26 protein-coding genes are annotated in these 25016 nt (G+C 63.5%); 10 read left to right on the top strand and 16 right to left on the bottom strand.

Annotated elements, in window-relative coordinates; all coding sequences use genetic code 11:
- The first annotated feature begins 167 nt into the window (after positions 1 to 167).
- From ACLH0I_RS14415 to ACLH0I_RS14405, 3 genes are all read left to right on the top strand, one after another.
- On the top strand, positions 168 to 1967 hold the full coding sequence (locus tag ACLH0I_RS14415; protein ID WP_411384529.1) for a HAMP domain-containing protein: 1800 nt from the start codon (positions 168 to 170) through the stop codon (positions 1965 to 1967).
- A complete protein-coding gene (gene narL / locus ACLH0I_RS14410) occupies positions 1964 to 2611 on the top strand; it encodes a two-component system response regulator NarL (protein WP_060742094.1) in 648 nt (215 codons plus the stop codon). Before ACLH0I_RS14415 ends, narL begins: the two co-directional genes overlap by 4 nt.
- A gap of 271 nt (positions 2612 to 2882) precedes the next feature.
- On the top strand, positions 2883 to 3560 hold the full coding sequence (locus tag ACLH0I_RS14405; RefSeq protein WP_186705779.1) for a Crp/Fnr family transcriptional regulator: 678 nt from the start codon (positions 2883 to 2885) through the stop codon (positions 3558 to 3560).
- Positions 3561 to 3980: 420 nt separating this feature from the next.
- Here ACLH0I_RS14405 and ACLH0I_RS14400 read toward each other — a convergent pair whose 3' ends face one another.
- The 8 genes from ACLH0I_RS14400 to norR all read right to left on the bottom strand — a co-directional run bounded on the left by ACLH0I_RS14400 (position 3981) and on the right by norR (position 11049).
- Positions 3981 to 4346 carry a putative zinc-binding protein gene (locus ACLH0I_RS14400; RefSeq protein WP_186705778.1) on the bottom strand — a complete coding sequence of 122 codons (366 nt, stop codon included), beginning with the start codon at positions 4344 to 4346 and terminating at the stop codon, positions 3981 to 3983.
- A complete protein-coding gene (locus ACLH0I_RS14395) occupies positions 4346 to 4816 on the bottom strand; it encodes an SCP2 domain-containing protein (RefSeq protein WP_092347921.1) in 471 nt (156 codons plus the stop codon). The genes ACLH0I_RS14400 and ACLH0I_RS14395 overlap by 1 nt, the downstream gene beginning before the upstream one ends.
- Positions 4810 to 5700, bottom strand: coding sequence for a U32 family peptidase (locus ACLH0I_RS14390; protein WP_411387446.1), 891 nt, complete (start codon positions 5698 to 5700; stop codon positions 4810 to 4812). The genes ACLH0I_RS14395 and ACLH0I_RS14390 overlap by 7 nt, the downstream gene beginning before the upstream one ends.
- A gap of 10 nt (positions 5701 to 5710) precedes the next feature.
- Entirely contained in the window at positions 5711 to 6706 is a 996-nt protein-coding gene (locus tag ACLH0I_RS14385) for a peptidase U32 family protein (RefSeq protein WP_053119545.1), read from the bottom strand.
- An 82-nt stretch (positions 6707 to 6788) separates the two neighbouring features.
- Complete coding sequence (gene glp / locus ACLH0I_RS14380) at positions 6789 to 8024, bottom strand: gephyrin-like molybdotransferase Glp (protein ID WP_411387445.1); 1236 nt, start codon at positions 8022 to 8024, stop codon at positions 6789 to 6791.
- Positions 8021 to 8575: a molybdenum cofactor biosynthesis protein B gene (gene moaB / locus ACLH0I_RS14375; RefSeq protein WP_411387444.1), complete on the bottom strand. Its 555-nt coding sequence runs from the start codon at positions 8573 to 8575 to the stop codon at positions 8021 to 8023. The genes glp and moaB overlap by 4 nt, the downstream gene beginning before the upstream one ends.
- 87 nt (positions 8576 to 8662) lie before the next feature.
- Complete coding sequence (gene pdxH, locus ACLH0I_RS14370; protein WP_411387443.1) at positions 8663 to 9310, bottom strand: pyridoxamine 5'-phosphate oxidase; 648 nt, start codon at positions 9308 to 9310, stop codon at positions 8663 to 8665.
- A 206-nt stretch (positions 9311 to 9516) separates the two neighbouring features.
- Positions 9517 to 11049 (bottom strand): nitric oxide reductase transcriptional regulator NorR, encoded by a 1533-nt coding sequence (norR, locus tag ACLH0I_RS14365; protein WP_411387442.1) that lies wholly within the window; start codon positions 11047 to 11049, stop codon positions 9517 to 9519.
- A 160-nt stretch (positions 11050 to 11209) separates the two neighbouring features.
- On the opposite strand from norR, the gene ytfE reads away from it, so the two are divergent.
- Positions 11210 to 11884, top strand: coding sequence for an iron-sulfur cluster repair protein YtfE (gene ytfE, locus ACLH0I_RS14360; RefSeq protein ID WP_411387441.1), 675 nt, complete (start codon positions 11210 to 11212; stop codon positions 11882 to 11884).
- A gap of 178 nt (positions 11885 to 12062) precedes the next feature.
- Here the strand turns inward: ytfE and ACLH0I_RS14355 are convergent, their stop codons facing one another.
- Both ACLH0I_RS14355 and ACLH0I_RS14350 read right to left on the bottom strand, forming a co-directional pair.
- Positions 12063 to 12500, bottom strand: a complete 438-nt coding sequence (locus ACLH0I_RS14355; protein ID WP_411387503.1) for a hypothetical protein — start codon at positions 12498 to 12500, stop codon at positions 12063 to 12065.
- Positions 12501 to 12525: 25 nt separating this feature from the next.
- Entirely contained in the window at positions 12526 to 13716 is a 1191-nt protein-coding gene (locus ACLH0I_RS14350) for an NnrS family protein (protein ID WP_411387440.1), read from the bottom strand.
- Between the two features lie 664 nt (positions 13717 to 14380).
- Between ACLH0I_RS14350 and ACLH0I_RS14345 the strand changes: the two genes are divergently transcribed.
- Complete coding sequence (locus tag ACLH0I_RS14345) at positions 14381 to 15064, top strand: Crp/Fnr family transcriptional regulator (protein ID WP_186705769.1); 684 nt, start codon at positions 14381 to 14383, stop codon at positions 15062 to 15064.
- Entirely contained in the window at positions 15061 to 15261 is a 201-nt protein-coding gene (locus tag ACLH0I_RS14340) for a protein DnrP (protein WP_411387439.1), read from the top strand. Before ACLH0I_RS14345 ends, ACLH0I_RS14340 begins: the two co-directional genes overlap by 4 nt.
- Before the next feature lie 4 nt (positions 15262 to 15265).
- Here ACLH0I_RS14340 and ACLH0I_RS14335 read toward each other — a convergent pair whose 3' ends face one another.
- The 6 genes from ACLH0I_RS14335 to ACLH0I_RS14310 all read right to left on the bottom strand — a co-directional run bounded on the left by ACLH0I_RS14335 (position 15266) and on the right by ACLH0I_RS14310 (position 21049).
- The gene (locus tag ACLH0I_RS14335; protein ID WP_411387438.1) at positions 15266 to 17104 is read right to left on the bottom strand and encodes a nitric oxide reductase activation protein NorD; all 1839 of its coding nucleotides are present in this window, start codon (positions 17102 to 17104) and stop codon (positions 15266 to 15268) included.
- Positions 17105 to 17286: 182 nt separating this feature from the next.
- The gene (locus tag ACLH0I_RS14330; RefSeq protein WP_411387437.1) at positions 17287 to 18714 is read right to left on the bottom strand and encodes a cbb3-type cytochrome c oxidase subunit I; all 1428 of its coding nucleotides are present in this window, start codon (positions 18712 to 18714) and stop codon (positions 17287 to 17289) included.
- Positions 18715 to 18717: 3 nt separating this feature from the next.
- The gene (locus tag ACLH0I_RS14325) at positions 18718 to 19158 is read right to left on the bottom strand and encodes a c-type cytochrome (protein WP_003202495.1); all 441 of its coding nucleotides are present in this window, start codon (positions 19156 to 19158) and stop codon (positions 18718 to 18720) included.
- A 330-nt stretch (positions 19159 to 19488) separates the two neighbouring features.
- Entirely contained in the window at positions 19489 to 19734 is a 246-nt protein-coding gene (locus tag ACLH0I_RS14320) for a cytochrome C oxidase subunit IV family protein (RefSeq protein WP_411387436.1), read from the bottom strand.
- A 12-nt stretch (positions 19735 to 19746) separates the two neighbouring features.
- Entirely contained in the window at positions 19747 to 20331 is a 585-nt protein-coding gene (locus ACLH0I_RS14315) for a cytochrome c oxidase subunit 3 family protein (protein WP_411387435.1), read from the bottom strand.
- Positions 20315 to 21049 (bottom strand): CbbQ/NirQ/NorQ/GpvN family protein, encoded by a 735-nt coding sequence (locus ACLH0I_RS14310; RefSeq protein WP_411387502.1) that lies wholly within the window; start codon positions 21047 to 21049, stop codon positions 20315 to 20317. Before ACLH0I_RS14310 ends, ACLH0I_RS14315 begins: the two co-directional genes overlap by 17 nt.
- Before the next feature lie 268 nt (positions 21050 to 21317).
- Here ACLH0I_RS14310 and nirS point away from each other — a divergent pair, with 268 nt between their 5' ends.
- From nirS to ACLH0I_RS14290, 4 genes are all read left to right on the top strand, one after another.
- Complete coding sequence (gene nirS / locus ACLH0I_RS14305; RefSeq protein ID WP_186704968.1) at positions 21318 to 22997, top strand: nitrite reductase; 1680 nt, start codon at positions 21318 to 21320, stop codon at positions 22995 to 22997.
- A gap of 24 nt (positions 22998 to 23021) precedes the next feature.
- On the top strand, positions 23022 to 23330 hold the full coding sequence (locus ACLH0I_RS14300; protein WP_250963162.1) for a c-type cytochrome: 309 nt from the start codon (positions 23022 to 23024) through the stop codon (positions 23328 to 23330).
- Positions 23331 to 23509: 179 nt separating this feature from the next.
- Positions 23510 to 23839 carry a c-type cytochrome gene (locus tag ACLH0I_RS14295; RefSeq protein WP_250963163.1) on the top strand — a complete coding sequence of 110 codons (330 nt, stop codon included), beginning with the start codon at positions 23510 to 23512 and terminating at the stop codon, positions 23837 to 23839.
- Positions 23836 to 25014 (top strand): cytochrome D1 domain-containing protein, encoded by a 1179-nt coding sequence (locus ACLH0I_RS14290; protein WP_411387434.1) that lies wholly within the window; start codon positions 23836 to 23838, stop codon positions 25012 to 25014. Before ACLH0I_RS14295 ends, ACLH0I_RS14290 begins: the two co-directional genes overlap by 4 nt.
- The last annotated feature ends 2 nt before the right edge of the window (positions 25015 to 25016 follow it).

Genomic DNA, 25016 nt, shown 5'->3' with positions numbered 1-25016 from the left:
GAAACCCTTTGTTTATCAATATCTTGATGACGTTGGCCGAAGCTTTTATGGAAACGGAACGGCCGACAACTCTTTAGAGGTAGTGCGCCCAGGATCGGCTGCTACACCCCCAGGTCCAGGGCGCCCGCTATGCTCGCTTCAACGTTTTGCCCCGCAGGCCCGCGTCAATGATGCGTTGGCTGCGCAGTTCCCTGCCCGCTCGCGCCGGGCTGGCGGTGATCCTGATCGCCATCCTGGCCCTGGCCAGTTCCCTGAGCGCCGGCTTGATCGCCTGGTTCAGCCAGGGCGACGCTGCCGCCATCAACACCGCCGGTTCCGTGCGCATGGAAACCTACCACCTGAGCTGGAAACTGGCGGCTGGGGCCAACGACGACATCCCGGCGATCATCGCCAGCCTGCAACAACGCCTCGACAGCCCGGCCCTGCGCGCCGTGTTGGAAGACGGGCCGGAAACCTCCCTGCACAAGAGCTATCGCGACCTCATGCAGCGTTGGAACCAGACCTTGCGTCCGGCCATCGAACGTGGCGATTCAGCGTTTTTCCAAAGCAGCGCCAGCGCTTTCGTTGAGCAGCTGGACCAGTTCGTCACCCTGCTGCAACGCCAGAGCGAACACAAACAAGGCTGGCAGCAGGCGATCCAGGGCATCGCACTGTTCAGCACCATGATCATCCTGCTGATCGGCCTGTATGAGTTGCAGTACGGCGTGGTCACGCCCTTGCAGGAACTGGTGGACGCCACCCAGCGCTTTCGTCGTGGCGAATTCCAGGTGCGGGTCAACCATCAGTCCGAGGATGAACTGGGCCAGTTGGCGACCAGTTTCAACACCATGGCCGAGACCATCGAGCAGTCCCACCGCACCCTGGAAGCCCAGGTGCAACAAAAGACTTTGAACCTGCAACAGGCCAACGCCGCCCTCGAATTGCTCTATCAGAGCAGTCGCAGCCTGGCGACGCGCCAGGCCAATGCCGAAGGCCTGGATGAGTTGATCCGGCGCTTCCAGCAGCGCCTGCCCGGCCTGCGCCTGACGTTGTGCCTGCAAGGGCAATTGCAGGCCCCGGCCAAGCACCTGCTGGCCTTGCACGGCGCCGCCAGCCGCCAGGTTTGCGCCAGCAGCGATTGCGCCAGTTGCCACAAACACAACGCCGCGCGCCCACAGGCCTTCAGCATCAGCAACCAGGGCACCGAACTGGGTGAGCTCAAGGCGCATTTCGTCGATGGCCACGCGGCGCAACCCTGGGAAACCGCGTTGATCCAGGCCCTGGCCAACCTGATCGGCACCTCGCTGTCCCTCAAGCGCCAGCGCGAACAGGACCATCGCCTGCTGCTGCTCGACGAGCGCACGATCATCGCCCGGGAGCTGCACGACTCCCTGGCCCAGGCCTTGTCGTACATGAAGCTGCAAGTCAGCCGCATGCAGACCCTGATGCGTCGCGGCGAACCGGTGCAGACCCTGGAGACTGTCACCGGCGAGCTGCGCGAGGGGCTGAACAACGCTTATCGGCAATTGCGTGAGCTGCTCACCACCTTCCGCCTGCAGATCCGTGATGACGGCCTGGTCCAGGAACTCAAGGACACCGCCGAGGAATTCTCCAACCGCGGGGATTTCCAGGTGCACCTGTTCATCGACACCCTGGCCTTCGAGCTGTCGGCCAGCGAACAGATCCACATCCTGCAGATCACCCGCGAGGCCCTGTCCAACTGCCTGCGCCATGCCCATGCCGAAAACGCCTGGCTCGAACTGCGCCAGGAAGGCGAGACCGTGCGGTTGTCGGTCGAAGACGATGGCCGTGGTTTCAGTGGCGAGGTCGACCAGCGCGAGCACCATGGCCTGAACATCATGAACGAACGGGCCCGCAGCCTGCACGGCCAACTGCAGATTCATTCACGTACACCCCAGGGCACCCGTATCCAGGTGCATTTCCAACCGGAATTCCTGGGCCACCCCACCGAAGGCCTCGCAACATGAACGCCCCCCTGCGCCACACCCTGCTCCTGGTCGACGATCACCCGATGATGCGTCGCGGGATCCGCCAGATGCTTGAGCTCGAAGACGATTTGCAGATCGTCGGCGAAGCCAGCCACGGCGAAGAAGCCCTGAGCCTGATCGAACCGCTCCAGCCCGACCTGGTGCTGCTGGACAACAACATGCCGCAGATGAACGGCATCGAGACCCTGCGCCGCCTGCGCGCCATGCACTACACCGGCAAGGTGCTGCTGTTCACCGTGTCCGATGCCGAGGACGACATCCGCGATGCCCTGCGCCTGGACGCCAACGGCTACTTGCTCAAGGACATGGAACCGGAGTTGCTGATCCAGTACATCCGCGACGCCCTCAACGGCGCCCTGGTGATCAGTCCCGGCCTGACCCGCGTCATGGCCCAGGCCCTGCGCTCGCCACCGCGCCAGGCCGACGTGGAACTGACCGAACGCGAACGCCAGGTCCTCAAGACCATCGCCGGCGGCTACAGCAACAAGGTCATCGGCCACAAGCTGGGCATCACCGAAGGCACGGTCAAGGTCCATGTGAAGAACCTGCTGCACAAGCTCGGCTTGCGTTCGCGGGTGGAAGCGGCGGTGTGGGCGATGGAGCATTTGCGCGGGGCCGGCTGAGCCCCCTGGAACCCATGAATTAACACACAACCCGTGGCGAGGGAACTTGCTCCCGCTGGGCTGCGCAGCAGCCCCTGGTTCAGCCGCTGAGGTGGATCAGGTCGATCGCATTCAGCCTTTTTGGGGCTGCTACGCAGCCCAGCGGGAGCAAGCTCCCTCGCCACGGGATTTGCGCCAGCAATCAGATCCCATCCCTCTTCCGAGGTAGGCCTGCCGAGGCATAGGCCGACTGCGAGTTGGGCTCTACCATGACGGCACGCGGAGGTACGCCATGCTGACCCACCCTTCCATCGTTTTACTGTTGCGTCGTCATCACCTGTTCAGCCAATTGCCGGAGCGGGTATTCGAGGACGTCTGCAACCTGGCCGTGCTCAAGCGCCTGGCCTGCAACAGCACACTCATGCACCAGGGCGATCCGGCCAAACGATTTTTCTTGCTGGTCAGTGGCCAGATCAAGCTGTTCCGGGTCACCGGCGAGGGCCAGGAAAACCTGGTGGAAATCATCCAGCCCGGGCAGACCTTCGCCGAGGCCCTGCTGTTCAGCCAGGCCCGTTGCTACCCGGTCAGCGCGTCGGCGATCAAGGACAGCGTGCTGGTGAGTATCGAGGGCACGCATTATCGCAAGGCCCTGGAGGACCAGCCCAAGGTCTGCCTGGCGATCCTGGCGAGCATGAGTATTCATTTACACCAGCGGCTCAAGGATATCGATAACTTGACCTTGGCCAGTGCCAGTCGGCGGGTGATCAATTTCCTGTTGCAGGAGCGGGATCCAAGGGATGGCCAGGTGGTGTTGCAAGTGTCCAAGCGGCTGGTGGCTTCGAAGCTGGGGATCCAGCCGGAGACGTTTTCGCGGATTCTTCATCGGTTGGTGGATGGGGGGTTGATTGCCATGGAGCGGCGGCAGATTCGTATCTTGTCCGAAGGTGATTTGGAGGCTTATCAGCAGTAAGCTCGGTGTGTATATCCGTTTCTTCCGGTCGTACACCCATCAACATCTGTGGGAGCAAAGCTTGCTCGCGATAGCGGTGGTTCAGTCAGTGAAGAGGTTGGATGCGCCGGCCTCTTCGCGAGCAAGCTCGCTCCCACAGGGGTTCTGTGTTGGATATAAATTTTGTGCTCACTGAAGACCGAATGTGGGAGCGAGCTTGCTCGCGATAGCGGTGGTTCAGTCAATGAAGATGTTGGATGTGCCGGCCCCTTCGCGAGCAAGCTCGCTCCCACAGGGGTTCTGTGTTGGATATAAATTCTGGGGCCACTGAAGACCGAATGTGGGAGCGAGCTTGCTCGCGATAGCGGTGGTTCAGTCAGTGAAGAGGTTGGATGCGCCGGCCTCTTCGCGAGCAAGCTCGCTCCCACAGGGGATCCATCTCTAACCCACATCAATCAAGGCAATCACCCGAGAAAATACCAATTCCATCTCGGGCTCACCGCAGTCCACCCCAAACCGCTTCCGCAACCCCAGCTGACTCAGAATCACATGCACATCCGCCAGCAATTCATGCTGCCGCAAACACGCCCGGACGCACTGCAACGAACAACCATCCAACGCAATGATCCGCCGCCCTGAGCGCGCCTTGTCAACCAGCGGCGCCACACCCCCGCCCACCCCGACAATGCAGGACATCTCAGCCAGCCCCGCACGATCCAGCCGCAGCGCAACGGTATTGGCCAGTTGCGCCACATTGGAACAACCGGAACACGAATACACCAAGGGAAGCGCGTTCGAAGCTTTCATCAGACCGCCGCCAACCCCTTCCCCGCCCGCTCCAGATTGCGCCAAAGCCACGGCGGCAACACCTCCGGATCAAGACTGTCGATCAAGTTCTTCAACGCCAGCCCCAACTCGGTGTCCCCCTCGATCACCAACCGACGACGAAAGAACAACGTATCCGGATCCTCCTGACGGCTGGCCAGCAACAGGAACTCACGCCAGTTGCCGCTGATGGTGACCTGGGCCTCGGCCCGTTCGGCGATGCGCAATCCATCCCGGGCCAGGGTCAGGTACCAACACAACTTCAGGTCAGGCACCCGCAGGCACAACCAGCGCCCACGCAGTACATCGAAACCACCGTCGCGCAACGGCTCGGCCAGGCAGCGATTGAGCGCCTGCTGCAACGCCAGTCGCTGCACCACGAACGGCACCTTGCCCACCAGCGGCAGCAAGCGATCAGCACCTTTGAGCACCCACTTCTTCGGACTCAACACAGGCCCGCCTCCTCTACCTTCAACATGCCGGCATGGCCGTGCCAATAACCATTGCATCCTTCCACGAACAACGGCGGTGCTTCGCCCTGGCGAACCTTGTCGAAAGCCGTGACCACCTCGGCCATGCCTTGGGCGCGCGGGCTCAGGCGCAGGACGTCGGCACCACAGGCCTGCAGCGCGGTGTAATCGGCCAGCAGGTTCGTGACCTCGCCGGACATCGTCTGGATACCGTTGAGGGTGAACAACTGTTGGCCTTCCTGGCTGCTCAACGCCAGGCCGTCGGGGTAGTTGATGCAGCAGAACTGGCAGTCGTCCTTGGGCCGGTTCTCGGCCCGGGCGGTAAAGCAGCGCGCCGAGTACGCCAAGGGCAGATGCCCATAGGAAAAAATCTCCACTTCGGGCACTTCGCGGTCCATGTCCCGCACTTGCTCCAGCACGTCGCCGATCAGCGCCGCCGAGCACTCCACGGGCGGCACCCAGCGGATCATGCCGCTGTCGAGCAATTGCCCCAGGGCGTGGCCGTTGTACAAGTTCAGCGCCGGGCCGCCAACGAAAGGCAGCTTGCGTTCGGCCATGAACTGCACCGCGCCCATGTCGTTGGCTTCCACCAACAATTGGCCGTTGTCACACAGGCGGCGCAGCGAAGAAAGCTCCGAGGCCGCTTCGATCAGCGTCAGGCTCGACAACACAATCTGTGCCTGGCCGCACGCTTGCAGCTCGCGCGCCAACCCCAGCCACTGATCCAGGGAGAACGCCCGGCGTTTCGAACACACGGTTTCCCCCAGGTAAATCACGTCCAGCGGCAAGGCCGACATCTCGGCGTAGAAATTCCCCAGTTGCGCTTTGTCCCAGTAAAACAGGACCGGTCCCAGGCTGAGTTTCATCTGGCCTCCTTCATTGCCATGATCGATGGTAGGCACCCAGGGTGGTCTGGCTGCCTTCGGACAAACCGGCCAACACCTGGCGCCATTCTTCCCGCACGCGAAACCGTTGCGGCGCGGCCTGGTGGGCATCCAGTGCGGCGCGCCAGACCCGGGTCACTTGCTCGACGTAGGCCGGGCTGCGTTGGCGGCCTTCGATTTTCACCGCTTCAACGCCGATGGCCGTCAGTTCCGGCAGCAGGTCGAGGGTGTCGAGGCTGGTGGGTTCTTCCAGGGCGTGGAAACGCTTGCCGCCGACCAGGAAGCGGCCTTTGCACAGGGTCGGATAACCGGCCGGTTCTTCAGGGGTGTAGCGGTCGATCAGCACTTCGCTCAAGCGTGCGCTCAAGCCTTGGGCGTCTTCGCTCCAGCGTACGGCCTTGGCGGGCGAACAGACGCCGCACAGGTTCGGCGATTCGCCGGTGATGTAGGAAGACAAATGACAACGGCCCTCGGCCATGATGCACAGGCTGCCGAAACCGAAGACTTCGATCGGCACTGGGCTGCCCGCCGCCACCTGCCGCACCTGGGCCAGGGACAGCACCCGCGGCAGTACCGCACGGCGGATGTCGTAGCGCTGGGCGTAAAAAGCCAGGGCGGCTGCGTGTGTGGCCGAGCCTTGTACGGAAAGGTGCAGCGCCAACCGAGGATGGCGCTGGCTGGCGTAGCTGAGCACGCCGGGATCGGCGGCGATCAGGGCATCCACGCCGAAATCGGCGGCACGGTCCACGGCCCGTTGCCAGCGCTCCCAGCCCTTGGGTTGCGGGTAGGTATTGACCGCCACGTAGAGCTTGCGTTGGTGCTGGCGGATATGCGCGACGGCCGCGTCGAACTGCTTGTCGTCCATGTTCAGCCCGGCGAAATGCCGGGCATTGGTGTCATCGCGAAAGCCGACATAGACGGCATCGGCGCCTTGGCGCACCGCCGCTTTGAGGGCAGGCAGATTCCCTGCCGGGCAAACCAGTTGCATGGGGGCAACCTCGTGAGAAAACTAAGGGCGCCGCCAGTCTAGCCAGCCAGCCGGCGGCGACCTTGACGGCAATCAATTGCCGTCAATGCATCAGGCTCGCGAACGGCAGATACAGCACCCGGTCGTGCTTGTGCACCAGCGCCTCACGCTCGACCACTGCCAGGCCATCGGCCCAACAGGCCGCGGTCAGCATCGCTGAACTTTGCTGGGGATGCAGTTCGACACACAACTGGCCGTCGATGCCTGCAACCAATCGGGCTCGCAGGTATTGCCGGCGCCGGTTGCGCTTGAGCCAGTCGAACCCGGCCGGCACCTGCAACGGCACAGGTAACACGTCGCTCATGCCCTGGGCCCGGAACAGGAACGGCCGCACGACGATCAGCGCGGTAATCAACGCCGCCGTCGGGTTGCCCGGCAGCCCGATCCAAGGCTTGCCTTCCACATCGCCAAAGGCCAGGGGCTTGCCCGGCTGGATCGCCAGGCGCCAGAGGTCAATGCTGCCCAAGGTTTCGATAGCGTGCTTGAGGTGATCCTCTTCACCCACCGAGACACCGCCCGAGGTGATCAGCACATCGCATTCGGCAGCGCCCAGGCGCAATGCCTGTCGACTGGCCAAGAGCTGGTCAGGCATGACCCCGAAGTCGTGCACCTCGATCCCCCAACCGCGCAACAGGGCGGCGAGGCTGTGGCGATTGCTGTTGTAGATCTGTCCTGGCGCCAGTGGCTCGCCCGGTTCGCGCAGCTCATCGCCGCTGCTGAGCAAGCCCACTTGCAGGGGGCGATAAACGTCCACCTGGCCGACGCCGGCACCGGCGAGCAACCCCAACTCCTGGGCGCGCAAGCGCGTGCCGGCTTCAAGCAGCCGGTCGCCTCGACGCAGTTCCTCGCCTTCCTTGCGAACATGGTCGCCGCCATTGACCGACGGCAACCAGACCCGCTCGCCATCGACGCGACAGCTTTCCTGCGGCACCACCGTGTCGGCACCCGGTGGCAGCGGCGCACCAGTAAAAATCCGCACGGCCTGCCCGGCCTGCAACGCTTCGCCCGGCTGGTCACCGGCGGCGATGCGCCCGGCCAACAGCAGGTAGCCGCCCTCCACCGGCAGGTCGGCAGCCCGCAGGGCATAACCGTCCATCGCGCTGTTATCCCAGGCCGGCAGGTTCATCGGGCAGATAATGTCAGCGGCCAGCACACGCGCCAGGGCCTGGTCCAGGCCGACCCGTTGCACGGGCGGTGGCGGCGGCGCCTGGTCGAGCAGATGCCGGATCGCTTCATCCACCGGCATCAGCACGCCGCTGTCGCACACCCGGCCGCTCACGAGCGCGTCTCGCACGCCGTCGGGGCGATGCCGCCCTGGGGCTTGAGGTGCGGGGTGAAATTGCACGGGCCGGTGCGGCTGTCCAATTGCCCGGCGAGGATCTGCTCCCAACCGGTCCGGCACGCCCCCGGCGAACCCGGCAAGCAGCACACCAGCACCCCATTGCTCATGCCCGCCAAGGCGCGCGATTGCAGGGTGGACATGCCGATCTCCGCCAGCGACACCTGGCGGAACAACTCGCCAAAACCGTCCACCTGTTTGTCCAGCAACGGTGCCACCGCCTGGGGCGTGTTGTCCCGCGGGGTGAAACCGGTGCCGCCGGTCATCAACACCACCTGGACCTTGGGGTCGGCGATCCATTGGGAGACCTGGGCGCGGATCTGGTAGATATCGTCCTTCACCAGCCCCCGGTCAACGAGCGCGTGCCCAGCGGTTTGCAGCAGATCCGCCAGGGTCTGGCCCGAGGTGTCGGTGTCAAAGGTGCGGGTGTCGCTGATGGTGAGGACCGCGATGTTCAGCGGTTGAAAGTGGCGTTGCGTCAGATGGGCCATGATCAGCCGTCCTGTCAGAAAAGATGGCCCAGCCTGAACCGCAATCGTTGCCGGGCCTATTCCTCCTTGGAGGTACCTCCCTTGGCGTCAGGGTGCCAGGCGGCTGCGCTGCCAGGCGCCATCCTGCCGGCGGTAGTCGAGGCGATCGTGCAAACGGTCGGCGCGGCCCTGCCAGAACTCCAGCCGCTGCGGTTGCAGGCAATAGCCGCCCCAATGCCCAGGTCGCCGCACAGGTTGCTCGGCGAAGCGTTGTTCGGTCTGGGCCAGCAAGGTTTCCAGCGCGGCCCGATCCGGCAATGGACGGCTTTGTGGCGACGCCCAGGCGCCCAGGCGACTGCCTACGGAACGGGATTCGAAATAGGCGTCCGACAGCGCCGGATCAAGCTTGTGGACCGGTCCTTCGATGCGTACTTGCCGTTCCAGCCCCGGCCAGAAAAACGTCATGGCGGCCCAGGGATTGGCCGCCAGGTCCTGGCCCTTGAGGCTGTCGTAGTTGCCGAAAAACGAAAAGCCCTGGGCGTCGAAACCCTTGAGCAACAACACCCGGCAGTGAGGCCGGCCCTGGGCGTCCACCGTCGCCAGGGCCATGGCGTTGGCTTCCACGGGCGGACGTTCGGTATCGCGGGCCTGTTGCATCCAGAGCGCGAACAGGGCCAGGGGATCGTCTGATGCCTGGGCTTCGTCCAGGCCATCACGGGTGTACTGGCGGCGCATGTTGGCCAGGGAAAGAGGCATGAGGGGATCTCCACTGTGGGTTTGGGGCCAGTGTGGAGTCGACTGCGGTGGTTGGCCTTGATCGTTGTCAATGGCGGTTCTTGTGGTGAGTTGAAGGGCGCTATCGCGAGCAAGCTCGCTCCCACAGGTGATCTGCTGTGTTCACAAGATCCCTGTGGGAGCGAGCTTGCTCGCGATGAAGGTAACCCGTTCTGACAGGTAAATGACTACTTAAGCCCCAACCGCCGCGCCAGTTTATGCAGGTTACTCGGGTCAACCTCCAACAACCGAGCCGCCCCCGCCCAGTTCTGCCCGCAGCGTTCCAGAGCCTTGAGGATCGCCTGGCGCTGGCAACCGTCAACCGCCTCACTCAAGGGCTGCACGGGCGCCTCCAATGCTTGCAGGGCCTGTTCCGGCAGCGCCTGTGCAGAGGCGCTACTGGCGTTGACATCCAGGTCCAGCACCTGCGGTTCCAAGGTCATGATCAGGCTGCGACTGGCGCCACGACTCAGTTGCTTCAACGCCGCGCGGCTGATGACATGCTCCAGCTCGCGCACATTGCCAGGCCAGCTGTACGCCAGCAACGCCTGTTCGGCCGCCGGTGACAGGCGCAAGCCGCGCAAGCCCAGGCGCGTGCGGTTCAGTTCGAGGAAGTGCCCGGCCAGCATCAACACATCGTGGCCGCGCTCGCGCAGCGGCGGGATCGGCACCGGGTAGACCGAAAGCCGGTGGTACAGGTCGGCGCGAAACAGCCCATCGCGAATGCTGTCGGGCAAATGCCGGTTGGTGGCGGCGATGATCCGCACATCGACGTGCAGCGGCTTGTCCGCACCCAGGCGCTGGATCTCGCCGTTCTGCAAGGTGCGCAGCAACTTGGCCTGCACGCTCAACGGCAACTCACCGACCTCATCGAGAAACAGCGTGCCGCCATTGGCCGCATCGAAGCGTCCGGCGCGGTCGGTGGTCGCCCCGGAAAACGCGCCTTTGACGTGGCCGAACAACTCGCTTTCGGCCAGGGACTCGGGCAGCGCCGCGCAGTTGACCTGCACCAATGGCTTATGACCGCGCCGGGACAGGCGATGCAGCCGCCGGGCGAACAACTCCTTGCCCACGCCAGTCTCGCCCAGCAACAGCACCGGCAGTTCGGAATCGGCCAGCACATCCAGCTCGTTGAGCAATTGCTGCAAGCCTTCGCTGCGCCCAAGGATCTCGCCCTCCTCGGCTGGCAGGCGCAGGTCGGCCGGGTCGCTGCGCGATGCCCGCAGGCTACGGTTTTCCTGTTCGAGACGGGTGACGCGCACCGCCGCCTCGATCTGCAACGTACAACGCTTGAGTTCCTCCCGGGCGCGGCTGTCGAAGGTGCCGGCGTGCAGCGCATCCAGGGTGATAGCGCCCCAGAGCCGGCCTTCCACGTACAGGCTCACGCCCATGCAGTCATGCACCGGCAGCGGCTCGCCGACGTGGTGGTCGAGCAAGCCGTCATACGGATCGGGCAAACGGCTGTCCGGCTCGAACCAGGTGGGTTCGCGGGAGGCCATGATCGCCGCCAGGCGCGGATGCTGGGCGATCACGAAACGCCGGCCCAGCGCTTCGTGGACCAGGCCCACGGTAGCCACGGGCCTGAGGCTGTCGTCGTCCAGGCGCAGCAGCCCCACGGCACCACTGTTGAAGTACTCCCGCAGGGTCTGCACCAGGCGCTGCAATCGCACCGCATTGGGCAGCTCGACGATCAGGTCGGCGGCCAGGCTTTCACGCAGCATGGTAGTGATGACCCTCCAGGGTTCGTTTGACCCTTCACAGTCAGGGTGACAATCACCCTGTCAATAATTTAGTGCTTTGTTTTCAATCAGTTGAATCTGGCATGCCGGCTGCAAAGAAGCGCTCATCTGTCCCTCCCGGGATTCAACCCAAGGAAACATGATGAACCTCGATCTGCTGGAACAAAGCCTCGGCCAACTGGCCTGCGACATTCCCGGTGCGACCCGTACCTTCCATCATTACAACCTCGACTTCTGTTGCGGTGGGCAAAAATCCTTGCGCGAAGCGGCGCTGGGCAAAGGCTTGAACCCGTTGCTGATCGCCGACGCCCTCAGCACCCTGCAAGCGGCCGGGGAGCTGGGCCATGACTGGCGCAGCGAGCCCCAGGCATTGTTGATCGCCCATATCCTGGAACGCTACCACGCGCGTCATCGCGAACAACTGCCGGAACTGATCCGCCTGGCCCGGCGCGTCGAGACGGTCCATGGCGCCCGGGCCAGTTGCCCCAACGGCCTGGCCGATCACTTGCAGGACATGTATCAGGAACTCGAAGGCCACATGCTCAAGGAGGAACAGGTGCTGTTCCCGATGCTGCAACAAGGCCTGGGCGAACGCGCCTCGGCGCCGATCCAGGTACTGCGCTACGAACACGACCAGCACGGTGAGGCCCTGGAAACCATGCTGGCCCTGACCGACCAGATCACCCCGCCCGCCGACGCCTGCAACACCTGGCGCGCCCTGTACCGCGGGCTGGTGGAGTTTCGTGATGACCTGATGCAGCACATCCACCTGGAAAACAATGTGTTGTTCGTCAATGCGATGAAGCCCGTTCGCTAACGCTAAAACCACACACTACCCCCTGTGGGAGCGAGCTTGCTCGCGATGGCGTCGGATCAGTCAGTATTGAATCGCCTGACCCACCGCCATCGCGAGCAAGCTCGCTCCCATAGGGAATTGGTGGTGTTCAGCCTATTTCACAAACCCCTTGAATCAACTGCGGGCTTTCACTCTCCGCTCAAAACTGCCAATAGAACATCGCCTTCGCCAACACCACGATCAGCACCATATGCCCCAGGATACTGCGCCGCAGCCAGCAGGCGCGGCTGGGTGTCAGGCGTCCGCTCTTGAGCCAGTACGCCAGCCACAGGTAATGCCCGATGATGCTCAGCGCCAGCAGGATCTTCAGGCTCAGCAACAGACCGAAGCTGTTGCCCAGCGGCTGGATCAATGCGCCGCGATGCTGCCAGGCCAGGGCCATGCCGGCGCCGTACAACACCAGCACCACGCCATGCAGCACATGCCGCGAGCGCTGGGCGATCGCCTGGTCAGCGCCGTCCCTGACGATCTGCGTCAAAGGCCCGCGCGCGGCATGCCAGATGAACACCTCGAAAAACAGCGTGCCAATGAAAGCGATGGCCGCCAACAGGTGCGTGACCAGCAAGACCCCGTACATCATCGACCCCCTCGTCCCAATCGGCTCATCCCGGATGCCCATCCACCCGAGCCTTCAACAGCATCGGCCCATAGCGCCAGGCGTAGAGACCGAACGCCAACGTCCAGCACAGCGCCGCCAGCCACAGCCCGGCCAACGGCAACAGCAACACCAACAGCACCCGGCTCAGGCACGCCAGGTTCAGCAGGATGAATGCCAAGGTCATGCCCGCCGGTGGCTCCAGTGGGCGCCCGGTATGGCCCAGGCTGACACGGGCAATCATCGCCAGGATCAAACCGGCCATGGCGCCGATGGTCAGGCTGTGCACTGCCAGGCTCGGGCTCACCGGCACACCGAAATGCCACAGCGCCATGCCCAGGCAGGCCACCGCCAGCCAAGCGTAGGCCAGGTGCAACGACCACAGCAGTGGTACCCGCCACAAATCCCGATCATGCCAACGCACCAGTCGAATCCCGTGCCCCACCGCCAACGCGGCGAACAACAGGCCAACCCAGACGCTGGCCGTCAGCGCCGGGCCGAAGGCATACAACAACGCCACCAGCGCCGCACCCGCCAGTAACAGGCGATCGAGCCATGGCCAAGGGGCCACGCCCTCGACCCGACCGAGGCCGCGCTGGGTAAAGAATGGAATCACGCGGCCGCCAATCAAGCCCATCATGGCCGCCACCAGCCACAGGCCGGTGAGCACGCTTTGGCGCTGCAAGCCCTCGTTGTGCTGCACCAGGCCGTACACGGATAACCCGTCGGCGGCGGCCAACAGCAGCAACACCAGCACAATCGGGTAATTGCGCTTCTGCCGCACGCGCCACAACATCACGCCCATCAACACCGCGACCGCCAGGGCAAAACCCAACTCCAGCAGCGCCAACAACGGCCAAGGCGCATCGACCAGCCAGGCCAGCCGCGCGCCCAGCCACAACAACGCCAGCGTTGCCAGGCGCTTGCCGCTGAGCCCCGGGGTGCCGGTCCAGGTTTGCACCGCGGTCAGCAGGAACCCGGCGATGATCGCCAAGCCGAAACCGAATAACAGTTCATGCCGGTGCCAGGCCAACCAGCCGCCGGCCGGCTGCCAGGCCGACAACCGCCCGGTAAACGCCACGAGCCAGAAAGGAACGGCCAACAACGCCAACACACAACCGGCCAGAAAAAACGGCCGAAACGCCAGGCGCCACAACGGCGCGATGGCCATGGCCTTGCGACGGTCAAGCACTTGCATACACCACTCCTTTGCCTCGCCAGACAGCCAGCGAGGGACGACAAACCAGGGTTCGAATGATCGGCTATCGACGCCGGCCGGCCTTGTCTCAGATCAAGCCAGCGCATCGGCGACCTCCCGTCTCGAACAGGCACTTGCAAGGGGCTTGCCGAAGTGGGTCAGTGTTGGAGTTCAGTAATGCTGTTCAATAAACCCGTGGCGAGGGAGCTTGCTCCCGCTGGGCCGCGAAGCGGCCCTTAAAGCCGCCAAATGCAGGGCATCAGACACTCCGCACCGGCCGATTTACGACTGCTTCGCAGCCGAGCGGGAGCAAGCTCCCTCGCCACAGGTCCATCATTTTTCTTGTGTACCGCATTGTGCTCCCACAGGGACTGTAGCTGAACGGGGTATTTAAGACCCTTTCGTGGTTATTTTTACCCCACTACCCCAGGGTCATTTCTACCCTGTCCAGCCTCAACGCCCCAGGAATCAACGCCCCCAAGCCTGGCCCGGCTCTTGCTCAGGCACGGCATCACCTTTCTTTGCCGGGGTCCTCCATGAAATCCGTCGTCCTGCCGCTCACCTGGTTCGTCGTGCTCACCTGCGTCGTGGCGCTTGCCAGCGGCCTGTCCCTGAGCCTGGTCTGACCCCGCCCTTCTCTTTAGCCATTCCAAGGATCCACGCCATGGTGCTCCACCGCGTCCATCACCAGATTCTGCGCAGCCATCATCTGTTCGAGCCCTTGAACGAAGAACAGCTCGACGAATTGATGAGCAACAGCCAACTGCTGAGCATCGACAGGGGCGACCCGCTGTTCCGCCAGGGAGAGCCGGCGCAGGCGTTTTACTTCGTGATTTCCGGCGCGGTGAAAATCTACCGGCTGACCCCGGACGGCCAGGAAAAAGTCTTCGAAGTGATTGGCGAGCGCCAGACCTTCGCCGAAGCCATGATGTTGATGGACACGCCCAACTACGTCGCGTCCGCCGAAGCCGTCGGCCCGACCCAGTTGTATCGGCTGTCCAACGCCACCTACATGCGTCTGCTGCAAAGCAACAGCCGGCTGACCTTCGCCCTGCTCGGCAAGCTCTGCGTGCGTTTGCACCAACGGGTCAACGAGATTGAAACCCTGTCGCTGAAAAACGCCACGCACCGCGTGGTGCGCTATCTGTTGACGCAACTGGTGCGCCTGCAAACCGTCGACAGTCAGTTCGAACTGCCGATGGCCAAGCAGTTGATCGCCGGGCACTTGTCCATCCAGCCGGAAACCTTTTCACGGATCATCCGGCGCCTGATCGATGAAAAAATCATCACCCAGGACGGTCGCCAGATCGCCATTCTCGATCGCCTGCGCCTGGAGCAATTCGAATGAGCGCGCAGCCCACTTGCCTGTATTGCCAACAGGCCCATCCCGCCGATGCAAGCGAATGTCGCCAGTGCGGCATGCCCCTGCCCGCCGAAGCAGCGATGGCCGGCGAGCGCCGGCTGCGGCGCTTCACCTGGTTTTGCGTCGCCTTGACGATCTTCTGCATCGTCATGTTCTTCTGGCTACCTCGCAGCATCGCCTGAACCCTCAGTCCTGAGTCAATTGCCGGTACAACTGCGGTAGCCGCAGCGGCAGTTGCTCGGGCTGGCGAATCAAGGTGTAGCCGTTGGCCCCGAACATGTACGGCAGGTAATCCCCCGCTTCGCGGTCGATGGTGATGCAGAACGGCGTCAAGCCTTGGCACCGGGCTTCCAGCACTGCCTGGCGGGTGTCTTCCACACCGTAGCGTCCTTCGTAAAGGTCCAGGTCGTTGGGCTTGCCGTCACTGAGCAGCAACAACAATTTGCGCCGGCGCTTGCAGCCCGCCAACCGTTGCGTGGCCTGGCGGATCGCTGCGCCCATGCGCGTGTAGTAACCGGGCTTGAGGCCCTGGATCCGTCCGCGGGTGTGATCGTCGTAACGCTGGTTGAAGGCCTTGAGTTCATGCAGGCGCACCTGCTGGCGACGCAGGGACGAGAACCCGTACAACGCGAAGTCATCACCCAGCACCGACAGGGTTTCACCGAACAGCAACAGGCTGTCGCGGATCACGTCGATCACCCGGTGCTCGTCGTTGAGGTGGGCATCGGTGGACATCGACAGGTCGGCCAGCAGCAGGCAGGCCAGGTCGCGGCGGGTCTGGCGCTGGTCCATGAACAGTCCGCGTTCGCTGCATTGGCCATGCTGGCGCTCGACGTGAAAATCCAGCCAGGCTTGCAGGTCCAGTTCCGAGCCTTGGGTTTGCTGGCGCAGCCATTGGCGGTCGTTACGCAAGTGTTCGAACTGGCGACGCAGGCGCTGGGCCGAGTTTCGCAGGCGTGTGGGCAACGGCTGGGGCTGGCCATCGCGAGGAATGAAGGTTTGCAGGCTGACGAAGTCGTCCTGCAGGCGTTGCTTGCGGTAATCCCATTCCGGCAACAGGATGCCCGCACCCAACGGGATGTCGTCCACATCGGCCGGCGGCAGGTCCAGGTGCAGTTTCAAGCCCCCGCCCTTGCGCACGCGGGTGCGGGACAGGGTCAATTGGTCGAGGTCTTCGGCGACACGAGCGGCGTCCGGGTCTTCGCGGTCATCCGCCCAACGATCCAGGTCCACGTGTTCGGTCCAACTGAACAGGTTTTCCAGGCGCACGATCAGCAGCCCACCGTCACGGCTGCTGTCATCTATTCGTTCGGCGCGCTTGCGACCGCCCTGTTGTTCGCCGGGCGGTGTCGCCAGGTATTGCTCGGACTCCTCGAGGTTGGCGGCCTGGGGATTGGCCAGGTGTTGGGGTGGGTAGAGCCACAGTGGCAACGGCCAGGCGGCCCGCTCGCTGCGGGGAAAATGTTCGACACTGCCCGGTTCGCGCAAGGCTTGGCACAACGCCCGTTCCAAAGCGGCTTCGGCCGGGTTGAGCGTGGCCGGATCGGGGCGCAGGGACAGGTGCGCGTCCACCAGTCGCCGGTAGCGCGGGCGCAGCGCCGGGTAGCGCTTCAACACCGCCAGGGTCCAGCGCTGATTGTCCCGGCCCCAATGCTTCATCGGTCCCGACTGCGCGGCCAGCAAGGCCAGCCAGCGATACAACTCTTGGTTGAGCTCGACGTCAGGGAACGCCGCCAGGCTCGCCGGCAAGCGCAGATTGTCGCCGTCGCACCAGGCCAGGGGCACTTGCTTGCAGGTGCCGGCGATCTGCTGCATCAGGTTGCGCCGCAGCAGCAGGTCGCGGTCACTGACCGCTTCCAGCCCCAGGTGCGGCGCACCGCCGGTGGCCCGAAACAGCACCTGCAGCGAGCGTTGCCGCGGGATTAGCTCGACCCGTGCTTCAGGAAAATCGGCACTGGCCCGGCGGGTGATGAAACGGTGCCAGACACTGCCGACCCATTCTTCCAGCTCGAGGGTGAATGCCATGTTTTACTCTCCTATCGACCCGACTGATTCGCACTGCTCTTGTGGCGAGGGAGCTTGCTCCCGCTTGGCCGGGCTGGCGCTCCAGTGCGAAGCGCCCATCAAAAAGGGTCTGCTGCGCAGCCCAGCGGGAGCAAGCTCCCTCGCCACAAAAGCTCTCTTGCCACGAGTTCAGCGGTGGTCTTTCAAGAAGGCACCACCGCCGCCGGTGCACGCAGGGCCGCGCGGCCACGTTGACGGAAGCTGAACAGGTAGCAGAGCAGCCCGGCCAGGAACCCGACGCCGCTGACCAGTCGCGCCCAGAACAGCGGCTTCAAATGATCCATCGTCGCCATGAACGGCAAGGCACTGCCATCCTCCATCCAACGTTGCAACCAGACCTGGACGACACCGGCCGCGGTGAGGAACAAGGTGATCATCACCATCGACAGGGTCATCAACCAGAAGCCCCAGATTTCCAGGCGCTGGGAACGTTCGTCCGCCGCTTCGCCCAAGCCGCGCAAGCGTGGCATGGCGTAGCTGATCAGCGTCATCACGATCATCGCGTAGGCACCGTAGAAGGCCAGGTGGCCGTGGGCCGCGGTCAGTTGCGAACCGTGGGTGTAGTAGTTGACCGGCGCCAGGGTGTGCAGGAAACCCCAGACCCCCGCGCCGAAGAACGCGGTGATCGTGGTGCCCTTGGCCCACAACGTCGCGGCGCGGTTCGGGTGATGCCGACGGCGGTTTTTCACCATGCTGAAGGCGAAGACCACCATCGCCAGGAACGGCAGCGGTTCCATCGCCGAGAAGATCGAACCGACCCACAGCCAGACCTCGGGCGCGCCGATCCAGAAGAAGTGGTGACCGGTGCCGATGATGCCGGTGATCAGTGCCATGGCGATGATCACGTAGAGCCATTTCTCCACCACTTCCCGGTCCACGCCGGTGATCTTGATCAGGACGAAGGCCAGCATCGAACCCATGATCAATTCCCAGACGCCTTCCACCCAAAGATGCACCACCCACCACCAGTAGAACTTGTCGCGGGCGAGGTTTTCCGGGTTGTAGAAGGAGAACAGGAAGAACACCGCCAGGCCGATCAGGCCGGTCATCATCACCATGCTGACGGTGGTCTTGCGACCTTTGAGCAAGGTCATGCCGATGTTGTAGAGGAACCCCAGGCACACCACGACGATGCCCATCTTGGTGATCGTCGGCTGCTCCAGGAACTCCCGCCCCATGGTCGGCAACAAGTCGTTGCCGGTGAACTTCGCCAGCGTCGCATAAGGTACCGAGAGGTAGCCCAGGATCGTCGCCACGCCTGCGGCGGCGAATACCCAGAACAGCAACAGTGCCAGTTTCGGGCTGTGCAGTTCGCGGTCGGCCTCCTCCGGTATCAGGTAATACGCCGCGCCCATGAAGCCGAACAGCAGCCAGACGATCAGCAGGTTGGTGTGGACCATGCGGGCCACGTTGAAAGGAATCAGCGGGAACAGGAAGTCGCCGACCACGTATTGCAAGCCCATGATCAAACCGAACAGCACCTGCCCGAGGAACAACATCAGGGCAAACACGAAGTAGGGTTTGGCGACGGCCTGCGAGGCGAATTTCAGATGCGGATTAGCCATGCTCATCTCTCAGCCCTCCTTGTTTGGCGGCCAGCCATTGGTGTTGATTTTCGAGCTCCACTTGAGGAACTCGGCGATGTCGTCGACCTCCTGCTCGCTCAGGTTGAACTGCGGCATGGCCCGACGACCCGGAACGTTCAGCGGCTGCATTTTCATCCAGGCCTGCAGGAACGGCTTGAAAGCCTCGTCGCCACCGCGCCGGTTCACCACGTTGCCCAGCTCCGGCGCGAAATACGCGCCCTCGCCCAGCAAGGTATGGCAGCCGATGCAGTTGTTGCGCTCCCAGACGCCCTTGCCGCGTATCACCGATTCCGTCAATTGCGCCTGGTTGCTGCGTTCGGGAAAGGTCTGTTCCGTGTGGTAGGTCAGGGCCAGGAATATCAGGAAGAAGAAGATGCTTCCCCCGAAGTAAATATTCCTGGCCATGCCTTTGGTGAAGGTATCTGACATGGTCACTTCCTCATTGCTTGGCGTGACCATTCTAGGAAGCCAGGGGTCCGGAACCGCTTGATGGCGATCAAGAATCTCCGATGGTTTTGGTGGGTTGTTCCAACACCGCTCGAAAAGACGGGTGAGCTTTTGTGTTTTGCTGGGGTGTTCCAACACTGCCAGAAAGGCAGGTGAGCTTTTGTGGCGAGGGAGCTTGCTCCCGCTGGGTTGCGCAGCGACCCTAAAACCTGCTGGCGCGGTGTGTGTCAGATGGATTGAGTTGTTGCTGGTGGGGCCGCTTCGCAGCCCAGCGGGAGCAAGCTCCCTCGCCACGGGGGGGAATGTCGGGCGTCAGAGCGCGAACGAGATCGCAATCGCCAGCACCACCGCCCAGCTCAACACCAACCGCCGCCACAACCGCGGCGCATGGCGCAGCTCCATGAAACCGTCGGCGATCAGCCAGGCCTTGGTCACCGCGACCGCCAGGATGGCGATGGACACCAACCCGCTGGTGGCGACCTGGCCCAGGGCGACGGTGCCGCTGCTCAGCACGGCCAGCGCCATCCAGCAGGCGATCAAGACACGGGAAGCCGACATGAGCACCTCCGCTCAATCAAGGATGTAGACCACCGGGAACAGCAACACCCAGACCAGATCCACCATGTGCCAATACAGCACACCGGACTCCAGCCCACTGTTGCGCTGCGCCCCATAGCGACCTCGCCGACACCCCTCGGCCAGCCAGGCAAGGATCACCATGCCCAGCAGCACATGGAGGAAATGAAACGCGGTGAGGATCCAGTACAAGGTGAAGAACGTGTCGTGCTCCATCCCCAGCCCGTTCGCCAAGAGATGGGCATACTCCGTGAGTTTGATCGCCACATAACCGCAGGCGAGCAACAACGCCCCGCACAACAACAGCGCGGCTCGACGCGGCCGGTCCTGCCTGACTTGCTCCTGGGCCAGGGCGGCGAACAGGCCGGCGGTGAGCAGGCTGAGGGTCATCGCCAGGCCCGTGGACCGGTCCAGCAACTGCCGGCCCTCGCTGAACATCTGCGGGTACAACGCCTGGGCGACGGTGAACGCCAGGATCAACAGCGCGAACACCGACAACTCGGCGAGGATGAAAAACCACATCGCCAGGTCCCCGGGCAACCGCCGGGACACGCCAACGGCCTCAGCCGAAGTGGACATCGACCACATCCATCAACGCGGCAACGGTCTGCGGGTCGTCACTCAACGGCTCGGCCAGGCAGGCCAGGCAGGCTTGGCGCGGGTCCATGCCCGAGCCGATCATGCGCGCGGCGAAAATCAGCAAGCGCGTCGACGCCACTTCTTCCAGATCATGCTGGTCGAGCCGGCGCAGGGCCTGCCCGAGCCGCACCACTTGGGCGGCCAGTGCCAGGTCCACACCCGCCTCGCGGGCGACGATGCGTTCTTCATCGACCACTGCCGGATAACCAAAGCGCATCGCCACGAAACGCTGGCGCGTACTGGGTTTCATGCCCTTGAGCAGGTTCTGGTAACCGGGGTTGTACGACACCACCAGCATGAACGACGGCGGCGCCTGCAGCACTTCGCCGGTGCGCTCCAGGTACAACTGCCGCCGATCATCGGCCAAGGGATGCAGCACCACCGCCGTGTCCTGGCGCGCCTCGACCACCTCATCCAGATAACAAATGCCGCCCTCGCGCACGGCCCGGGTCAAGGGCCCGTCCTGCCACCAGGTGCCTTGGGCGCCGATCAGGTGACGGCCCACCAGGTCGGCCGCGCTCAAGTCATCGTGGCAAGCGACGGTGTACAGCGGCAATTTCAGGCGGTGGGCCATGTGCTGGACGAAACGGGTCTTGCCACAGCCGGTGGGGCCTTTGATCAGCACCGGCATGCCGTGATGCCAGGCTTGTTCGAACATCGCCTGTTCGTTGTCCTGGGGTTGATAAAAGGGTTCGTCGGGGTGCTGCAAAGTGTGGATAGCGTTCATGGCGAGGGCCTGATCAGACAACACGATTGCCGGCCACGCTACGGTGCCCTGCGACAACCTGGCAAGGGCGGCGGCCGGCAAACTTGATCGCCGTCAAGCGGCTCACCACCGCCCTGGGCATAGCCTTGCATCGCACCAAGAACCTGCGCGCCGAACGTCATTTACAGCGCAGCGCGGGTCATGCCTGAGGAGAAATGGAATGCTGATCAGCCACAAAAAAACGTGGGCCCTGAGGGTGACGGCGCTGTGTACAGCGCTGGTTGCTCCCTACGCCTTCGCCGACCAACCCACCACGCCGGAGTCACCCCGGGTGGTCAAGACCGAAGGCGCACCGGACCTGAGCCAGGCCGACTTCGACTCGGCCAAGGAAATCTATTTCCAGCGCTGCGCCGGCTGCCACGGGGTCCTGCGCAAAGGCGCCACCGGCAAGCCGCTGACACCCGACATCACCCAGTCCCGCGGCCAGGCTTACCTGGAAGCGCTGATCACCTATGGCTCGCCCGCCGGGATGCCTAACTGGGGCACCTCCAACGCCCTGACCAAAGACCAGATCACGGTGATGGCCAAGTTCATCCAGCACACCCCGCCGACACCGCCGGAATGGGGCATGGCCGAAACCCTCAAGACCTGGAAGGTCCTGGTCAAACCCGAGGACCGCCCGACCAAGCAGCTGAACAACCTCAACCTGCAGAACCTGTTCTCGGTGACCCTGCGCGACGACGGCAAGATTGCCTTGATCGACGGTGACAGCAAGAAAATCGTCAAGCTGATCGACACCGGCTACGCGGTGCACATCTCGCGCATCTCGGCGTCGGGGCGCTACCTGCTGGTGATCGGCCGGGACGCCAAGATCGACATGATCGACCTGTGGCCGAAAGAGCCGACCAAGGTCGCGGAAATCAAGGTCGGTATCGAAGCCCGTTCGGTGGAAACCTCCAAATTCAAGGGCTACGAGGACAAGTACACCGTCGCCGGTTCGTACTGGCCGCCGCAGTTCACCATCATGGACGGCGAGACCCTGGAGCCCAAGCAGATCGTCTCGACCCGGGGCATGACCGTCGACACCCAGCAATACCATCCCGAACCGCGTGTCGCGGCGATCATCGCCTCCCACGAGTGGCCGGAGTTCATCGTCAACGTCAAGGAAACCGGCAAGGTGATGCTGGTCAACTACCAGGACATCAAGAACCTCACCATCACCAGCATCGACGCCGCACCGTTCCTTCATGACGGCGGTTGGGACAGCAGCCATCGCTACTTCATGACGGCCGCCAACAACTCCAACAAGGTCGCGGTGATCGACTCCAAGGAACGCAAGCTCACCGCCCTGGTGGATGTCGGCAAGACCCCGCACCCAGGCCGCGGCGCCAACTTCAACCATCCGCTCTACGGACCGGTGTGGGCCACCAGCCACTTGGGCGATGCCGGGGTTTCGTTGATCGGTACCGACCCGGTCAAGCATCCGCAATACGCCTGGAAACAGGTCGCTTCGCTCCAGGGCCAAGGCGGCGGTTCGCTGTTCATCAAGACCCACCCCGCGTCGCGCCACCTGTATGTCGACACCACCCTCAGCCCCGACGCCAAGCTCAGCCAGTCGGTGGCGGTGTTCAACATCGACAAGCTCGACGCCGGCTACACCGTGCTGCCGATTGCCGAATACGCCGGCATCAAGAAAGGCGCATTACGCGTGGTGCAACCGGAATACAACAAGGCCGGCGACGAGGTCTGGTTTTCGGTCTGGAGCGGCCAGGAAGACGAGTCGGCACTGGTGGTGATCGACGACAAGACCCTCAAGGTCAAGAACGTGATCAAGGACAAGCGCCTGATCACCCCCACCGGGAAATTCAACGTCTACAACACCCAACACGACATCTATTGAGCCCCATCAATAAGAGGAAAAATCATGAAGCCTATTCTGATCGCACTGGCCTTGACCGCCGCCTACAGCCTGCCGGCGTTGGCGCAAGACGGCCCGACACTGTTCAAGAGCAAGCCCTGCGCGGCCTGTCACGCCATCGACACCAAAGTGGTGGGCCCGGCGCTCAAGGAAGTCGCGGCGAAAAACGCCGGTGTCGCAGGGGCCGAGGCGGTACTGGCCAAACACATCAAGGAAGGCACGCAAGGCAACTGGGGACCGATGCCGATGCCGGCCAACCCGGTGACTGAGGAAGAAGCCAAGATCCTCGCGGCGTGGGTCTTGACCCTTAAATAACTGGGCAGGATCTGCCTGATACCTGTGGCGAGGGAGCTTGCTCCCGCTGGGCTGCGAAGCGGCCCCAAATAGCACCCTGACGACTCGGTGTGTCAGGCAAACCCAAGGGGCTGCTGCGCAGCCCAGCGGGAGCAAGCTCCCTCGCCACAAAAGCGGTGCAATTTTTTCAGGAGGACGTCATGGAACGACACCGCATCACCACCCCGATAACCGCCCTCCTCTTCGTTTTCTCCGCCTGCGTGCTGGCCGCTCCCGACAGCCAGCGCCAGGCCCAACTGCAACACCTGCTGGACCAGGATTGCGGCGCCTGCCACGGCCTGTACCTGACCGGTGGCCTCGGCCCGCCCCTGACCCACGAAGCCCTGGCCGGAAAATCCCGCGACAGCCTCATCGCCACCGTCACCCTCGGCCGGCCCGGCAGCGCCATGCCCGGTTGGGCCGCGCTGCTCGAACCCGACGACATCCGCTGGCTGGTGGACCGGCTCCTTCAAGGAAAACCCGCCCCATGATCCGTTCTCTCCTGTCCTCCTCGGCCATCGCCCTGCTGCTCTGCGGTTGCGCCCAGACACCGTTGCGCGGCACCGGCGATTTGGGCGTGGTGGTGGAACGCGCCAGCGGCAGCCTGCAAATCATCGAAAGCGACACCCGCACCGCCCTGGGCCGTGTCGAAGGCCTGGGCGACCTGTCCCACGCCTCGGTGGTGTTCTCCCGCGACCAGCGCTACGCCTATGTGTTCGGTCGCGACGGTGGCCTGAGCAAAGTCGACCTGCTGGGCGCACAAATCGAGCGCCGGATCATCCAGGGCGGCAACAGCATCGGCGGTGCGATCAGCCAGGACGGCAAGCTGATCGCCGTCTCCAACTACGAGCCCGGCGGCGTCAAGGTATTCGATGCCCGGACCCTGGAACAGGTCGCCGACATCCCGGCCACGCCGTTGCCCGGCGGCCAGAAACGTTCACGCGTGGTCGGCTTGGTGGATGCACCGGGACAACGCTTCGTGTTCAGCCTGTTCGACACCGGCGAGATCTGGACCGCCGACTTCAGCCAGGGCCTTACCCCGCGCATCGAGCGTTTCACCGCCATCGGCCAGCAACCCTACGACGCCCTGATCACCCCCGACGGGCGTTATTACATGGCCGGGCTGTTCGGCGAGGACGGCATGGCCCAGCTCGACCTCTGGCACCCGGAGCGCGGCGTGAAACGGCTGCTCGGGCACTACGGACGCGGCCAGGACAAGTTGCCGGTGTACAAGATGCCGCATCTGGAAGGCTGGGCCATCGCCGACCAACAAGCCTTCGTACCCGCCGTCGGGCATCACCAGGTGTTGGTGATGAATGCCCAGGACTGGCAGCAGACCGACGCCATCGCCGTGGCCGGCCAACCGGTGTTCGTCACGGCGCGACCGGATGGCCGGCAACTGTGGGTCAACTTCGCTTATCCGGACAACGACCGCGTCCAGGTCATCGACACCCAGACCCACGCCATCGTCGCCGACCTACGGCCAGGCCCGGCGGTGCTGCACATGGAATTCACCGCACGGGGTGACCAGTTGTGGCTGTCCGCCCGGGACGGTGGCGAGGTCCAGGTCTGGAACCCGTATCGGCTCGAACGCCTGGGCAGCCTACCGGCCCTGAGCCCGAGCGGCATTTTCTTCAGCAGTCGCGCACACAAGTCGGGGTACTGACC

Origin of the sequence: Pseudomonas sp. MPB03 (assembly GCF_046605385.1) — a bacterium.
Classification (GTDB): Bacteria; Pseudomonadota; Gammaproteobacteria; order Pseudomonadales; family Pseudomonadaceae; genus Aquipseudomonas; species Aquipseudomonas zanjanensis.
This window is presented reverse-complemented; position numbering and strand designations above follow the sequence as displayed.